This window comes from Kosakonia sp. R1.Fl (genome assembly GCF_023516815.1).
Classification (GTDB): domain Bacteria; phylum Pseudomonadota; class Gammaproteobacteria; order Enterobacterales; family Enterobacteriaceae; genus Kosakonia.
On sequence record NZ_JAMGSQ010000001.1, the window covers coordinates 836354 to 851788 of the forward strand.

Sequence of the window (15435 nt, forward strand, 5' to 3'; positions counted from 1 at the left end):
CGTGCAAAAACCCTCTTTTTTTGTACACAAATTCCGCAAACCATAAAAACCAGTGATATCCGCGACTTATAAAAACCAATAAAAATCAAATATCTACCCATTAAGTGGTATGTGAAGGTGTATTTGATGTACATCAATAAGCTGGGTAGCTGAATCGTTAAGGTAGGTGGTAGTAGAAAAGAAATCGAGGCAAAAATGAGCAAAGTCAAACTCGCTATTATCGGTAACGGCATGGTCGGTCACCGTTTTATTGAGGATCTCCTCGATAAAGCCGACGCCAGCCAGTTCGATATTACCGTCTTCTGTGAGGAGCCGCGTAAAGCCTACGACCGCGTCCACCTCTCTTCCTATTTTTCCCACCATACGGCTGAAGAGCTGTCGCTGGTACGCGAAGGCTTTTACGAGAAACACGGCGTAAAAGTGCTGGTCGGCGAGCGCGCTATCACCATCAACCGTCAGGAAAAAGTGATCCACTCCAGCGCCGGACGTACGGTTTATTACGACAAATTGATCATGGCTACCGGTTCCTATCCGTGGATCCCGCCGATCAAAGGTTCCGAAACACAAGACTGCTTCGTTTATCGCACCATTGAAGATTTGAACGCCATTGAATCCTGCGCCCGTCGCAGCCGCCGCGGCGCGGTCGTCGGGGGCGGTTTGCTCGGTCTGGAAGCAGCCGGAGCGCTGAAAAACTTAGGCGTGGAAACCCACGTCATTGAATTTGCGCCAATGCTGATGGCAGAACAGCTCGACCAGATGGGCGGCGAGCAACTGAAGCGCAAAATTGAAAGCATGGGTGTGCGCGTGCACACCAGCAAAAATACTAAAGAGATTGTGCAGGAAGGCACCGAAGCGCGTAAAACCATGCATTTTGCTGATGGTAGCGCACTGGAAGTCGACTTTATCGTCTTCTCCACCGGTATTCGCCCGCGCGACAAACTGGCGACCCAGTGCGGCCTGGAAGTGGCGCAGCGCGGCGGTATCGTGATCAACGATAGCTGCCAGACCTCGGATCCGAATATCTATGCCATCGGCGAATGCGCCAGCTGGAACAACCGCGTATACGGTCTGGTCGCGCCAGGTTACAAAATGGCGCAGGTGGCAGTGGATCATATCCTCGGCACCGCCAACGCCTTTGAAGGTGCAGACCTCAGCGCCAAACTGAAACTGCTCGGCGTCGACGTTGGTGGTATCGGCGACGCACATGGCCGCACGCCAGGCGCACGCAGCTATGTCTATCTCGACGAAAGCAAAGAAGTTTACAAGCGCCTGATTGTCAGCCCGGATAACAAAACTCTGCTCGGCGCGGTACTGGTTGGCGACACCAGCGATTTCGGCAACCTGCTGCAACTGGTGCTGAACGCTATCGAACTGCCGGAAAACCCGGACGCATTGATCCTGCCGGCCCATGCGGCAGGCGGTAAACCCTCTATCGGCGTGGATAAGCTGCCGGACAGCGCGCAGATCTGCTCCTGCTTCGACGTCACCAAAGGCGACCTGATTGCCGCGATTAACAAAGGCTGTCACACCGTTGCCGCACTGAAAGCAGAAACCAAAGCCGGTACGGGCTGCGGCGGTTGTATCCCACTGGTAACCCAGGTGCTGAACGCCGAACTGGCGAAACAGGGTATCGAAGTAACCAATAATCTGTGTGAGCACTTTGCTTACTCACGCCAGGAGCTGTACCACCTGATCCGCGTGGAAGGCATCAAATCCTTCGACGAACTGCTGGCAAAATATGGCAAAGGTTATGGTTGCGAAGTGTGTAAACCGACCATCGGTTCACTGCTGGCTTCCTGCTGGAATGAGTACATCCTGAAACCGCAGCACACACCGTTGCAGGATACCAACGACAACTTCCTCGCCAACATCCAGAAAGATGGCACCTATTCTGTGATCCCGCGCTCCGCAGGCGGCGAAATCACCCCGGAAGGGCTGATGGAAGTGGGCCGTATCGCCCGTGAATTCAATCTCTACACCAAAATCACCGGTTCTCAGCGTATCGGCCTGTTCGGCGCGCAAAAAGACGATCTGCCGGAAATCTGGCGTCAGTTGATTAACGCGGGCTTTGAAACCGGGCACGCCTACGCCAAAGCACTACGTATGGCGAAAACCTGTGTCGGTTCGACCTGGTGCCGTTACGGTGTGGGTGACAGTGTGGGCTTCGGCGTTGAGCTGGAAAACCGCTACAAAGGGATTCGTACCCCGCACAAAATGAAATTCGGCGTCTCAGGCTGTACCCGTGAATGTGCCGAAGCACAGGGTAAAGATGTGGGGATCATCGCCACGGAAAAAGGCTGGAACCTGTATGTGTGCGGTAACGGCGGCATGAAACCGCGCCACGCAGATCTGCTGGCGGCGGATCTCGATCGCGAAACCCTGCTGCACTATCTTGACCGCTTTATGATGTTCTACATCCGTACCGCCGACAAACTGACGCGTACCGCCTCCTGGCTCGACAGCATGGAAGGCGGCATCGAATATCTGAAGAGCGTGATTATCGATGACAAGCTGGGCTTTGACGCGCAGCTTGAAGAAGAGATGACCCGCCTGCGTGAAGCGGTAGTCTGCGAGTGGACTGAAACGGTGAACACGCCTTCTGCGCAGCTTCGCTTCAAACACTTTATCAACAGCGACCGCCGCGATCCGAACGTGCAGGTAGTGCCAGAGCGTCAGCAACATCGCCCGGCAACCCCGTATGAACGAATTCCGGTGGTGTTAGTGGAGGATAACGCATGAGCCAGTGGAACACCGTCTGCAAAATCGACGACATCATTCCGGCGACCGGTGTGTGTGCGTTGGTGAAAGGTCAGCAAGTCGCGATTTTCCGCCCGCGCCATGATGATCAAGTGTATGCCATCAGCAATATCGACCCGTTTTTTGAGTCCAGCGTGCTCTCTCGCGGCCTTATCGCTGAACATCAGGGCGAGTTGTGGGTTGCCAGCCCGCTGAAAAAACAGCGTTTCCGCCTGCGCGACGGCGTATGTATGGAAGATGAAAGCCGCTCTGTCGCGCATTTCGATGCGCGCGTGAAAGACGGCGAAGTACAGATTAAAGCGTAATACCCCTGCGGGGGCGCAATGCTCCCGCTGTTTCACTTTTTCGTTTTCATTTTTTCCTTTTAAACATTTTCTTTTAACTTTGGATAATCAACATCATGTTTACCGACACTATTAATAAGTGCGCGGCTAACGCTGCGCGTATCGCTCGCCTCTCTGCACAAAATCCGCTGGGTTTCTGGATAAGCTCTGCCATGGCGGGCGCTTATGTTGGGCTTGGCATCATCCTGATTTTTACCCTTGGTAACCTGCTTGATCCAACATTGCGCCCGCTGGTGATGGGCGCGACGTTCGGTATCGCCTTAACGCTGGTGATTATCGCCGGTTCTGAGTTATTTACCGGTCACACCATGTTTCTGACGCTGGGCGTCAAAGCGGGCACCATCAGCCACGGGCAAATGTGCGCTATTTTGCCGCAAACCTGGTTGGGTAATTTGCTCGGCTCAGTGTTCGTCGCGCTGCTGTACAGCTGGGGCGGCGGCAGTTTGTTACCGGTGGATACGAGTCTGGTGCATGCGGTAGCGCTGGCGAAAACCAGTGCGCCAGCAACGGTGCTGTTCTTTAAGGGCGCGCTGTGTAACTGGCTGGTGTGCCTGGCTATCTGGATGGCAATCCGTACCGAAGGCGCGGCGAAGTTTCTCGCTATCTGGTGGTGTCTGCTGGCGTTTATCGCCTCGGGTTACGAACACTCCATCGCCAATATGACGCTCTTTGCCCTCTCCTGGTTTGGTCATCACAGCGAGGCGTATACCCTCTCCGGTATCGGTCATAACCTGCTGTGGGTAACGCTTGGCAATACTCTCTCTGGTGCGGTATTTATGGGGTTAGGTTACTGGTATGCTACGCCGAAATCTGAGCGTCCTTCTGCGGTCACCCGCGTGGCAAGCCAGGCTACAGCGAATAACTAAAATGTTGAGGTAATGTCGTGGACCATTTGCCAATTTTTTGCCAGCTACGCGATCGCCAGTGCCTGCTTGTCGGTGGAGGCGATGTCGCAGAACGTAAAGCCCGGCTGTTAATGGATGCGGGTGCACGGCTTACCGTTAACGCGCTCACGTTTGTTCCTCAGTTCACCGTCTGGGCCGAAGAAGGCATGTTGACGCTGGTTGAAGGTGGATTTAGCGAAACGTTGTTAGACGCGTGTTGGCTGGCGATTGCCGCAACGGATGACGAAGCGGTGAATCAGCGCGTCAGCGACGCCGCAGAGCAGCGCCGTATCTTCTGTAACGTTGTCGATGCGCCCAAACAGGCGAGCTTTATCATGCCGTCAATCATTGACCGCTCGCCGTTGATGGTGGCGGTCTCTTCCGGCGGCACATCGCCAGTGCTGGCGCGTTTGCTGCGTGAAAAACTCGAATCGCTGTTGCCGCAGCATCTGGGTCACGTCGCCCATTACGCAGGCAAACTACGCAGCCGGGTCAAGAAACAGTTCGCCACCATGAGCGAGCGTCGCCGCTTCTGGGAAAAATTGTTCGTCAACGACCGACTGGCGCAATCCCTGGCGAACCAGGACACCAGCTCAGTGGATAAAATCACCGAACAGTTGCTGACCGAGCCGCTGGATAACCGTGGCGAAGTGGTACTGGTTGGCGCGGGGCCTGGCGACGCCGGGCTGCTGACCTTAAAAGGTTTGCAGCAGATCCAGCAAGCCGATGTAGTGGTGTATGACCGGCTGGTTTCCGATGAGATCATGAACCTGGTGCGCCGCGACGCTGACCGGGTGTTTGTTGGCAAACGCGCGGGCTATCACTGTGTACCGCAGGAGGAGATCAATCAGATCCTGCTGCGCGAAGCGCAAAGCGGTAAACGCGTTGTCCGGCTCAAAGGCGGCGACCCGTTTATTTTCGGTCGCGGCGGCGAAGAGCTGGAAACGCTCTGCCACGCGGGTATCCCTTTTTCGGTGGTGCCAGGCATTACGGCGGCATCCGGCTGTTCGGCCTACTCCGGCATTCCGTTAACCCACCGCGATTACGCACAAAGCGTGCGGCTGGTAACGGGGCACCTGAAAACCGGTGGCGAGATGGATTGGGCCAATCTGGCTGCGGAAAAGCAAACGCTGGTGTTCTATATGGGGCTGAATCAGGCGGCGACGATTCAGGCGCAATTAATAGAGCATGGAATGCAGACAGATATGCCGGTGGCGCTGGTGGAAAACGGCACCTCGGTACAACAGAAAGTCGTGAGTGGTGATTTGACGCAACTGGGCGAACTGGCACAGCAGGTGCAAAGCCCGGCGCTGATCATCGTTGGTCGCGTGGTGGGACTGCGCGATAAGCTTAAATGGTTTTAAAAACAGAAAAAGGGCAGATAAACCTGCCCTTTTTAATGATGCCAACGATTACGGTTTAGCAACGAAACCAATCGCTTCGTAGACTTTCTTCAGGGTTTCCGATGCCCGCGCGCTGGCTTTTTCCGCGCCGTCTTTCATCACCTGTTGCAGGAAGGCTTCATCATTGCGATAGCGATGATAACGCTCTTGCAGCTCGGTCAACATGCCGGAAACGGCATCCGCCACTTCCCCTTTCAGATGACCGTACATTTTGCCTTCAAAGTGCTGTTCCAGCTCCGCAATACTCTGGCCGGTTACGGCAGAGAGAATATCCAGCAGGTTGGAAACGCCCGCTTTGTTGGCGATGTCGTAACGTACCACTGGCGGCTCGTCGGAATCGGTCACCGCACGTTTGATTTTCTTCACTACCGATTTCGGATCTTCCAGCAGGCCGATAACGTTGTTGCGGTTATCATCTGATTTGGACATCTTCTTGGTCGGCTCCAGCAGTGACATCACGCGCGCGCCAGATTTTGGAATAAACGGCTCAGGCACTTTGAAGATATCGCCATAAATCGCGTTGAAACGCTGGGCGATATCGCGGCTCAGTTCCAGATGCTGTTTCTGGTCTTCACCCACCGGTACCTGATTGGTTTGATATAGCAGGATGTCCGCCGCCATCAGCACCGGGTAATCAAACAGGCCGGCGTTAATGTTTTCCGCATAGCGTGCGGATTTGTCTTTGAACTGAGTCATGCGACTCAGTTCACCGAAATAGGTGTAGCAGTTCAGCGCCCAGCCGAGCTGCGCATGTTCCGGCACATGGGACTGAACGAAGATGGTGCTTTTTTGCGGATCGATGCCGCACGCCAGGTAAAGTGCCAGCGTGTCCAGCGTCGCCTTACGCAGCGCTAGCGGATCCTGGCGCACGGTAATCGCGTGCTGGTCAACGATGCAGTAGATACAGTGATAGTCGTCCTGCATGTTCACCCACTGACGCAGCGCACCCATATAGTTGCCAATGGTTAATTCACCTGAGGGCTGTGCGCCACTAAAGACGATGGGCTTAGTCATTTTTCGTTTCCTGATTTTCACTGTGCGAAAGCCCGAGTGCGGGCAGTAAATCTTTGAAGTGATCGAACACGTAATCCGGCTCGCTGGCGGTAATCGCTTCGCCGTAGTTATAACCGTAAGTCATACCGACACAGACGCTTCCAGCCGCTTTTGCCGCCAGGATGTCATTGCGCGAATCACCAACGAAGAGCAATTCATGAGGTTGAATATTGAGCTTTTTGCACACCAGAAGCAACGGTTCCGGGTGCGGCTTTTTGTTTACCACATCATCGCCGCCGACCACAAAGGTGAAATATTGCGCAATACCCAGCGCCTCCAGCAGCGGTGCCACGAACGGCGTCGGCTTATTGGTCACCAGTGCCAGTGGCAAGCCTTTAGCATGCAGAGCTGCCAGCGTTTGTGCCACGTCCGGGAAGAGAAAACTGCCCTCTTCCACCGTCTCTTCGTAATAACGGTTGAACAACTTACGCAGCATGCGTATCTGCTCTTCTTGTGGAATATCATGACCCACATCCGGCTTGCCTTGCGCCACGCGCTGGCTGGTGCGCTCCTGGCGAGCCCAGTTAAACGCTCGCTCCATCAACACATCCGCGCCGTTACCAATCCAGGTCACCACACGCGCTTCGCCCGCCTGCGGTAACTCAAGAGCATACAGCGCGCTGTCCACCGCGGCGGTCAGACCCGGTGCGCTATCCACCAGCGTACCGTCGAGATCAAAAGCAATTCCCTGAATCGACTGCATTTTATTCATGACTTACCTTTGCCAGTTCACTACGCATTTCATCAATAACCTGTTTGTAATCGGGTTTATCGAAAATTGCCGAGCCTGCGACAAACATATCTGCGCCCGCTGCGGCGATGTCGCCGATGTTGCTCACCTTCACACCGCCGTCGACTTCGAGACGGATATCAAAGCCTGAGGCATCAATGCGGCGACGCACTTCACGCAGCTTATCCAGCGTGTGCGGAATAAAAGACTGACCGCCAAAACCGGGGTTTACCGACATCAGCAGGATCACGTCCAGTTTATCCATCACGTAGTCCAGGTAGCTGAGCGGTGTTGCCGGGTTAAATACCAGTCCCGCTTTACAACCGTGCTCTTTGATGAGCTGCAGGGAGCGATCGACGTGTTCGGACGCTTCGGGATGAAAGGTGATAATGCTTGCGCCAGCGGCGGCGAAGTCCGGGATCAGCCGATCAACCGGTTTCACCATCAGGTGAACATCAATAGGCGCGGTGATGCCATAATTGCGCAGCGCTTTGAGCACCATCGGGCCAATGGTCAAATTCGGCACGTAATGGTTATCCATCACGTCGAAATGCACCACGTCACCACCTGCAGCCAGTACGGCGGCGGTATCTTCGCCGAGGCGTGCAAAATCAGCCGACAGAATCGAAGGGGCAATCAAATACTGTTTCATCCGCATCTCCTTGAGAAAGTAGGGTTCGGCAGGCAGCGCGGTGAATGCGAATTATCGCGGAGCCGGGCGATAGAGTGCCAGCAGCTCATCCACCTTTTTACGTGTACCACCGTTACTGCTGATACTGCGCCGCACTTTTACCACGTGCAATTTTGCCTGACTGTACCACTCACGCGTTAATAGCGTGTCGTGGTTGGAAATCAATACCGGGATCCGGTTTTGCACCAGGCTTTCGGCAATCGCCGCCAAATGCGCCTGCTGCTCAAGACTGAAACTGTTGGTGTGATACGCCGTAAAATTGGCCGTCGCCGACAGCGGGGCGTAAGGCGGATCGCAGTAGACCACGGAGTTCTCGTCCGCGCGCGCCATGCTATCTGCGTAAGACTCGCAGTAAAAAAAGGCATTCTGCGCTTTTTCGGCGAAGTGATACAACTCCGCTTCCGGGAAATAGGGTTTCTTATAACGCCCGAACGGCACGTTGAATTCACCGCGCAAATTATAGCGGCACAGACCGTTGTAGCCATGGCGATTGAGGTATAAAAATAGCAGCGCGCGCCGGAAGGGCTCCTGGCACTGGTTAAACTCTTCGCGCAGCTGGTAATAAACCACAGACTGATTGGTCTCAGGCGCGAACAGCGCCCGCGCCTGGCGCACATACTCGTCAGGCTGGTCTTTAACGATGTTATAGAGGCTAATCAAATCGCTGTTGATATCAGCGAGGATATAGCGGGAGAACGACGTGTTGAGAAACACCGAACCCGCGCCGACGAACGGCTCGATAAGGCATTCACCCTGCGGCAGATGCCTTCCGATATCGTCCAGCAGGGGGTATTTCCCCCCTGCCCATTTCAAAAAAGCGCGATTCTTTTTCATGCTGACTGATTACTTACACTCTCTCCGGCTGTGGAGAAAGCTCCGACAGCATCCTGCGCTTTATACATTACTTCAGATCGGCCTGAACCTGATGTATCGGTTTGGCCCAGGGATTTTTCGCCTGTACGTCTGCCGGCAACGCCGCAACAGCGCGTTTCGCATCGTCTTTAGATGCGTACACACCACTCACCAGCACGTACCACGGCTGGCCGTTACGCGTTGTCTGGTAAACCACGAAGTTTTTCAGATTCTCTTTCTTCGCCCATGCATTCAGGTTGTTAGAGTTCGAGGAACTGCTCAACTGCAGCGTGTAGTGGTTACCCGGCGCAGATTTTAACGCTCCAACATTCCCGGTGGCGGCAGCAGCGCTTGCTGCAGGCGCGGCGCTGGCTGCAGGTGCAGTCACGGCTTTGGGCTGAGTTTGCACAGGTGACGACGTTACCGCAGGCGCTTTTACCGGCGCGGTAGAGGCGGTTTCAGTGCGTTTCGGCGGCTGAGCGACAGCTTTGGATTCGGCTTTCGGTTCCGCTTTCGATACGGACTCTTTAGCCACCGCCTTCGGCTCGATCACCATCTGTTTGCGTTCGGTACGCGGCGCAGCGGTATGGCTTTCAGCTGTAGCAGATTGTTGCTGACGCGCAGCAGCACCGTTGCCGTTACGTACCGGCGCAACTGTTGCAGGCTCGGTTGGCAACGTCGAATTTACCGCGCTATCCAACTGAGACTGGTTTTGTGGCTGAGTCAGTGCGTTGTTCAGATCGCCCTGCACTTCAACACGCTGCTGACCCGCAGGCGCGGCAGGAGTTTCAGCTTGTGATGGCGTAGAAGAAATTGGCGGCAGCGAGACATCCTGCTGCGCAGGCGCATTGCCTGAAGTGGGTTGCTGAGCAGGTGCTGGCTGCGCGCCATTCGCCTGATCTGCAGCACCGGTATTGCCGGCGTTGTTATTGCCTGCAGAGAGATCGATGCTTTTCTCCGCCGGCGCGTTTTGTTCATTGCTCGTTGTCGGTGCGGGGGATTTCAGCGCAGAACCGATGCCGATGATTAACAGAAGCAGAACCAGAATGCCGACGCCCATCATCACATACTGACGGGAAGCGGGTTTCGCGGCTGCCGCTTTCTTACGTTTACGCGGACGGCGCTCTTCGCGCTCCTCGTCAAACGCTTCTTCATCTTCTTCATAGCTCTCTTCTTCACGCTCATCACGCGCCCGGCGGCTGCGAGAAGGGCGGCGTTCGTCCGCATCGACATCAACATCATCAAAGTTGATTTGCGGTTCATCTACACGCTCGGAAGATTGGCGAGAACGACCAGTACGACGATCGCTGGGATCGGGTTTCAGCTCGTCTTCTGGTTTGAATTCATCCATTTAACACCCCACACAAAGGCGTATGCCACATCATGCATCCCGCCCGAAGTTAAACGCCACGCGGTGCGTGACCAGACCTTTCTAATAGTTACGCCTGCTGGCAATCAGCAATAGCGCCAAGTACTACGTCGTGCGGCACTCCGCCGCGAACTTCACTCTTCCCTATTGCCAACGGGAGCACTAAACGCATCTCTCCCGCCAGCACTTTTTTATCGCGCATCATGTGCGGTAAATAAGCCTGCGCAGACATCTCCTGCGGGCCTTGTACCGGCAAACCTGCGCGTTTCAGCAGCGCTTTTATACGCTGCGTATCCGCTTTACTGAACTGGCCAAGACGTTCAGATGCATGCGCCGCCATCACCATACCTGCCGCGACAGCTTCACCGTGTAACCAGTTCCCGTAGCCCATTTCCGCCTCAATAGCGTGGCCGAAGGTATGCCCCAGATTCAGTAAAGCACGTAAGCCTGTTTCCCGCTCATCGGCGGCAACAACTTCTGCTTTCAGCTCACAACAACGGCGAATACAGTACGCCATCGCCGGACCATCAAGGCGCAGCAACGCATCCATGTTCTGTTCCAGCCAGGTAAAGAACTCGCCGTCGAGAATAATGCCGTATTTGATCACTTCCGCGAGGCCGGAGGACAATTCGCGGGCAGGAAGCGTAGCCAGACAATCAAGATCGACAACCACCGATGCAGGCTGATAAAACGCGCCGATCATGTTTTTGCCGAGGGGGTGGTTCACCGCTGTTTTACCGCCAACAGAGGAATCAACCTGAGAAAGGAGCGTGGTCGGCACTTGAATAAAGCGCACACCGCGCTGATAGCTGGCAGCCGCGAAGCCGGTCAAATCGCCCACCACTCCACCGCCCAGCGCGACCAGTGTGGTATCGCGCCCATGGGGTTTTTGCAACAATGCGGTAAAGACCGTGTCCATCACCGCAAGGCTTTTGTACTGCTCGCCATCCGGCAGAATCACGCTATCCACTTTCACGCCAGCCTGTTCAAGAACATGGCGGACTTTATCAAGATAGAGCGGAGCCAGTGTTTCATTGGTGACCAGCATAACCTGATCACCAGACTTCAGGGGCGAGAAGGAAGCTGGATCGTTAAACAGACCAGCCGCGATGGTGATAGGGTAACTACGTTCCCCGAGAGTGACTGTGATCCTCTCCATGACGCGACATCCACCTTAGTTGCTAAAACCCGCAGGCGTGTGAATTAAGCCAGAATTAGTTGCTTTCCAGCATATGAATAATCTGGTTTGCCACCACTTTAGCACTCTGATCGTCGGTGCGAATGGTCACGTCGGCAATCTCTTCATACAACGGATTACGTTCGTCGGCCAACGCTTCCAGCACTTCGCGCGGCGGCGTATCCACCTGCAAAAGCGGGCGTTTTTTGTCACGTTGAGTGCGAGCTAATTGCTTTTCGATAGTGGTTTCCAGATAAACCACTACGCCACGGGCGGAGAGACGATTACGGGTCTCGCGAGACTTCACAGAGCCACCACCGGTCGCCAGTACGATGCCTTGTTTTTCCGTCAGCTCATTGATGATTTTTTCTTCGCGATCGCGGAAGCCTTCTTCACCTTCAACATCGAAGACCCAGCCCACATCAGCTCCGGTTCGTTTCTCAATCTCTTGATCAGAATCGTAAAATTCCATATTGAGTTGTTGAGCTAACTGACGCCCAATAGTGCTTTTGCCGGCACCCATAGGCCCAACCAGAAAGATATTGCGTTTCTCTGCCATTTTTTCGGTACTACTAAGACTATTCGTTGATGATAAACCCGCTTCGCAAAGACTCGGCGTAGCAGGACATGAACTGAAACCTCATATGCGATAGTGCGAGAGTCAGATCGAAAATTATCTCAGTACTCCGGCTTGTTTGGCAACTGAATAAACACGCAATCCTTCATGCTGCTCATTGTTCGACGGAGACCACTGACGCTCAAATCGGTACTCCTTGTAAGCTAAATCATGTCTCACGTCAAACACATGAACCAAGTTCCATTGAAAAAGGGGGAGTTACGGCAGATTTAATGTACCGCCGCCAACCTGGGCGTAATAAACACCACCAGCTCGCGCCGCTCATTATCTTTCGCGTCCTGGCGAAATAACCTACCGATGCCTGGAATCGAACCTAAACCCGGAACCTGCGCCCTGTCGGCGGAGTTCTTTTGTGAGAAGATCCCACCAAGCGCCAGCGTATCGCCGCTTTTTACTTCTACCTGCGTTTCAATCTCCTGCTTGTCAATCGCCATCGCCTCACCCCCTGCCTGCTGTAACACCTGGCCCGGCATATTTTGGCTAATGCGCAACTTCAGCCGTACACGATTATCGGGCAGCACCGTCGGCGTGACTTCCATTCCCAACACCGCTTCTTTAAATTCCACCGCCGTGCTACCGCTATCGCCGCTGGCAACCTGATAAGGTATTTCGCTCCCTTGCTTGATACTCGCTGGCTGGCGGTGAGACGCCAACAGGCGCGGGCTGGCGATAATTTCAAGTTGCTGTTTTTGCTCAAGCGCTGACAATTCCAGCTCCAGCAGTTGGGCGTTGATACTGCCGATATTAAAGCTGACGCGCGTACTGGCATCCTGAACTGAGAGATCGGCAGAAACACCGCTAAGTTGCCCACGAGCCGCAGGTTTATCCTGTGCCAGCCCCCATTTCACCCCCAGCTCGCGCAGGCTTTTTTCATTGATGGTGACGATATAAGCCGCCAGCTCTACCTGCTCGACCGGTAAATCCATCTGCGCGACCCATTTTTCCAGTGCGGCGAGCCCTTCTTTATTGTCACGCACCAGTAACCGGTTAAGCCGCACATCAACCGTCATCGCGCCTTGTGGGCTGAGCAGTTTTTCCCCGGCTTTTGCCAGCTCTACCGCGTCGGCATAGCGCAACACAAAACTGCGTGTTTGCAAGGGTATGTTCTGCTTGCGCTGGCGCAGAGCGGCCTCCTGCTCCGTCTGCTTTTGCTGCCGCCATGCCGCAGTATGGACCTGCCAGATATTGCCCTGCTGGTATAACGTTAATCCGGCACTGGCAGCAACGGTTTGTAGCGCCTGCTGCCAGGGAACATCTTTGAGGTTCAGCGACACCGTGCCGCTGACCTCAGGTGAAATCACCATGTTCTGCTTCTCCAGCGCAACCAGCGCCTGCAATACCTGGGTGACAGGCACGTCGTCGACGGTCATTGTGACGACACGTGATGTCTGCGCGCCCGCAAGCGGCAGGCTAAAGAGCATCGCGCTCGCTATCCATTTTCGCATGTTGAGTTCCTTCTCGTTGCCAGCGCCATTGCGCTGGAGTGCACTCTTCGCCAACCTCAATCAGCATTTCATCCTGGTGGATAGCGACAACGCGCCATCCGGTGGGCAGTGTTTCGCCGGTAATAAGGCGATACCAGCGCCCGGTATCATCGCGCACGATCCCTGTCGATTGCTCGCCCGTCACTGCGCCGTGAAAATGCCAGTTGCCAAGTTGCGCGGTTTGGCATGTATCTGGCGGTGGTTGAAAAGGATCGCGCATGCCGCACAGAAGCAGAGGGAGCAGCGCGGCCAGCAACAAACGTCTAATTCGCATTGTCCTGCTCCACTCGCAGCGTAAAATTCAGCGCGCCTTCACTGGCCATTAATGAAAACGCAGGAACCTGCATGTCGCTCGCCGTTAGCAGTGAAAACGTTTCAACCGCGCCTTCCCAGCTGGTCGCAAGCACTAACTCTCCGCCCCCCTGAGCAGGCTGCCAGCGTGCAAGCTGGCGCCCCTGTGACTGAAAATCGAGCGGGCTAAATGCACGACGCCGCGGCAAGGTCACAGATTCTGACGGCGGCACCAGCGCAAGTAACTTTTGCCACTGCGCGCGCAGCTTCATGTTTTGTTGCTGTTGTTGATCAACCAGCCGCATCTCCGTCTCTTTGACCGGAGATATCGCCAGCCACCATAAAAGTGCCAGCGCGCAAAGTGAACTGAGTAGCCAACAAAGCACGCGCGTTCGTAATGACAAAGCAAACCAAACATCAGGGTTGAGCATCATCACGCTCCCGGTTCAGTTGGTAGTGGAATTGCCAGCGCCCTTGCGCATCACGCTCTACGGTGCCTGCGGGTTGCAACTGAAATCCTGTCGTTTTCTGCAACCCTTGCTCAAGCTCGCTTAATGCGTTAAAAGAGCCGGCCAGGCCAGTGATTTCAAGCTGGTTTTGCTGCCAGCGCAGAGCAGTAAACCAGGCGTTGGGAGGCAGATTTTCCGCGAGGGTAAGCAACGTCTGCCGCCACGCCTGGGTACGCTGAAGCCGTAATCGCTGCGCCTGCTCCTGCTGCCAGCGCTGGCGACGACGCTGCAACGGCTGCTCGGCGGCGTGCAACCCGGCGAGTAAGGCGGCATCAGATTGCTGCCACAGCGTAGCCTGACGCAGATCAACCGCAGCAAGTGCCCGCCATAATGTGCCGCCCAGCACAATCAGCAACGCTGTTGCGATGACAACCGCGCCCCACAGACGAATGCAGCGCAACCGCTTTTGACGCCGCCAGGGGAGAAAATTCACGACGGGCTGCATCAGTATCCCCTGGCAACAGCCAGCCCCAGCGCTATCGCGTAGCGTTCTCCGGCATCGGGTAAAGGTGGCTGGCGCGACGGAACAGCGCTCCAGCAGTCAAATCCACCGGGCATCTCGCCGCACTGTGCGATTTCATCTGCGGGTAGCCCAAGCACGGCGGCAAGCTGGGTAGCATTTTCGGCTTCTTCCCGCGCTCGTCGCCCCCAGCTCTCTCTCGTAGCCCATAGCCACTGGCGCTCATCACACCATGCAATGCAACGAGCCGGTGGTGTAAGCCAGGGTAACAATGGCTGCAGCGCACTGGCGTCCGGCGTAATAGAGGAAAGATGGAGGGATAATGTCTGCGCTATCTCCAGCAGCGACGCCACATCTTTATTTTGCGCAGCAGTAACGCCGTACGCTTTGCCGGGCTCATCTTCGGTGAAATCGAAACAGAGATCGTTTTCTGCCATCTCCAGTTCACGCGCCATTGCCTGCGAAACCCAGCTGGTTAAAGCTGGTTCGCGCAGCGTGATTGCCGGTCGCGGCAGTTTTTTTTGCAGGGTTTGCCCGGCGGGAAATGCCATGCGTACGCAATGGCGTTGCGGTAGGGTTTGCCGCCAGGGCCGCAAAACATTGAGCAGTTCTTCTGGCGCTTTTATTCGCCCCTGCACCACGACGCCAGGGGATAGCGGAAGGTGCCACCAACGGCGCAGCGCCTGGCCGCGACGCCCGGCGGCAAGGGCGACAATGAAGATGCCATCTTGTTGAATATGCAAACCAATTTGCCAGTGCCTGAATGCCATAATTCCCGATCTCCTTATCGTCTC

16 protein-coding genes are annotated in these 15435 nt (G+C 55.1%); 4 read left to right on the forward strand and 12 right to left on the reverse strand.

Annotated features, from left to right (window positions below):
- The first annotated feature begins 195 nt into the window (after positions 1-195).
- The 4 genes from nirB (at position 196) to cysG (ending at position 5349) form a co-directional block, all read left to right on the forward strand.
- Positions 196-2739 (forward strand): nitrite reductase large subunit NirB, encoded by a 2544-nt coding sequence (gene nirB / locus M8Q36_RS04025; protein ID WP_020455529.1) that lies wholly within the window; start codon positions 196-198, stop codon positions 2737-2739.
- The gene (gene nirD / locus M8Q36_RS04030; protein ID WP_020455530.1) at positions 2736-3062 is read left to right on the forward strand and encodes a nitrite reductase small subunit NirD; all 327 of its coding nucleotides are present in this window, start codon (positions 2736-2738) and stop codon (positions 3060-3062) included. Before nirB ends, nirD begins: the two co-directional genes overlap by 4 nt.
- A 95-nt stretch (positions 3063-3157) precedes the next feature.
- Entirely contained in the window at positions 3158-3967 is an 810-nt protein-coding gene (gene nirC, locus M8Q36_RS04035) for a nitrite transporter NirC (protein ID WP_249880076.1), read from the forward strand.
- A 17-nt stretch (positions 3968-3984) separates the two neighbouring features.
- Positions 3985-5349 (forward strand): siroheme synthase CysG, encoded by a 1365-nt coding sequence (gene cysG / locus M8Q36_RS04040; RefSeq protein ID WP_249880077.1) that lies wholly within the window; start codon positions 3985-3987, stop codon positions 5347-5349.
- Between the two features lie 48 nt (positions 5350-5397).
- Here the strand turns inward: cysG and trpS are convergent, their stop codons facing one another.
- The 12 genes from trpS to M8Q36_RS04100 all read right to left on the reverse strand — a co-directional run bounded on the left by trpS (position 5398) and on the right by M8Q36_RS04100 (position 15411).
- Complete coding sequence (trpS, locus tag M8Q36_RS04045; protein WP_020455534.1) at positions 5398-6402, reverse strand: tryptophan--tRNA ligase; 1005 nt, start codon at positions 6400-6402, stop codon at positions 5398-5400.
- Entirely contained in the window at positions 6395-7153 is a 759-nt protein-coding gene (gene gph / locus M8Q36_RS04050; protein ID WP_249880078.1) for a phosphoglycolate phosphatase, read from the reverse strand. The genes trpS and gph overlap by 8 nt, the downstream gene beginning before the upstream one ends.
- Complete coding sequence (rpe, locus tag M8Q36_RS04055) at positions 7146-7823, reverse strand: ribulose-phosphate 3-epimerase (protein WP_065369526.1); 678 nt, start codon at positions 7821-7823, stop codon at positions 7146-7148. The genes gph and rpe overlap by 8 nt, the downstream gene beginning before the upstream one ends.
- A gap of 51 nt (positions 7824-7874) precedes the next feature.
- Entirely contained in the window at positions 7875-8696 is an 822-nt protein-coding gene (gene dam / locus M8Q36_RS04060; RefSeq protein WP_017459855.1) for an adenine-specific DNA-methyltransferase, read from the reverse strand.
- A 67-nt stretch (positions 8697-8763) separates the two neighbouring features.
- The gene (gene damX / locus M8Q36_RS04065) at positions 8764-10065 is read right to left on the reverse strand and encodes a cell division protein DamX (protein ID WP_249880079.1); all 1302 of its coding nucleotides are present in this window, start codon (positions 10063-10065) and stop codon (positions 8764-8766) included.
- An 88-nt stretch (positions 10066-10153) separates the two neighbouring features.
- Complete coding sequence (aroB, locus tag M8Q36_RS04070) at positions 10154-11242, reverse strand: 3-dehydroquinate synthase (protein ID WP_249880080.1); 1089 nt, start codon at positions 11240-11242, stop codon at positions 10154-10156.
- Between the two features lie 55 nt (positions 11243-11297).
- Positions 11298-11819: a shikimate kinase AroK gene (gene aroK, locus M8Q36_RS04075; protein ID WP_017459852.1), complete on the reverse strand. Its 522-nt coding sequence runs from the start codon at positions 11817-11819 to the stop codon at positions 11298-11300.
- A gap of 287 nt (positions 11820-12106) precedes the next feature.
- Complete coding sequence (hofQ, locus tag M8Q36_RS04080; RefSeq protein ID WP_249880081.1) at positions 12107-13342, reverse strand: DNA uptake porin HofQ; 1236 nt, start codon at positions 13340-13342, stop codon at positions 12107-12109.
- Positions 13308-13655: a HofP DNA utilization family protein gene (locus M8Q36_RS04085; RefSeq protein WP_249880082.1), complete on the reverse strand. Its 348-nt coding sequence runs from the start codon at positions 13653-13655 to the stop codon at positions 13308-13310. Before M8Q36_RS04085 ends, hofQ begins: the two co-directional genes overlap by 35 nt.
- Complete coding sequence (locus tag M8Q36_RS04090) at positions 13645-14106, reverse strand: HofO family protein (protein WP_249880083.1); 462 nt, start codon at positions 14104-14106, stop codon at positions 13645-13647. Before M8Q36_RS04090 ends, M8Q36_RS04085 begins: the two co-directional genes overlap by 11 nt.
- Positions 14090-14626, reverse strand: coding sequence for a PilN domain-containing protein (locus M8Q36_RS04095; RefSeq protein WP_249880084.1), 537 nt, complete (start codon positions 14624-14626; stop codon positions 14090-14092). The genes M8Q36_RS04090 and M8Q36_RS04095 overlap by 17 nt, the downstream gene beginning before the upstream one ends.
- On the reverse strand, positions 14626-15411 hold the full coding sequence (locus M8Q36_RS04100) for a pilus assembly protein PilM (RefSeq protein ID WP_249880085.1): 786 nt from the start codon (positions 15409-15411) through the stop codon (positions 14626-14628). Before M8Q36_RS04100 ends, M8Q36_RS04095 begins: the two co-directional genes overlap by 1 nt.
- Between the last annotated feature and the right edge of the window lie 24 nt (positions 15412-15435).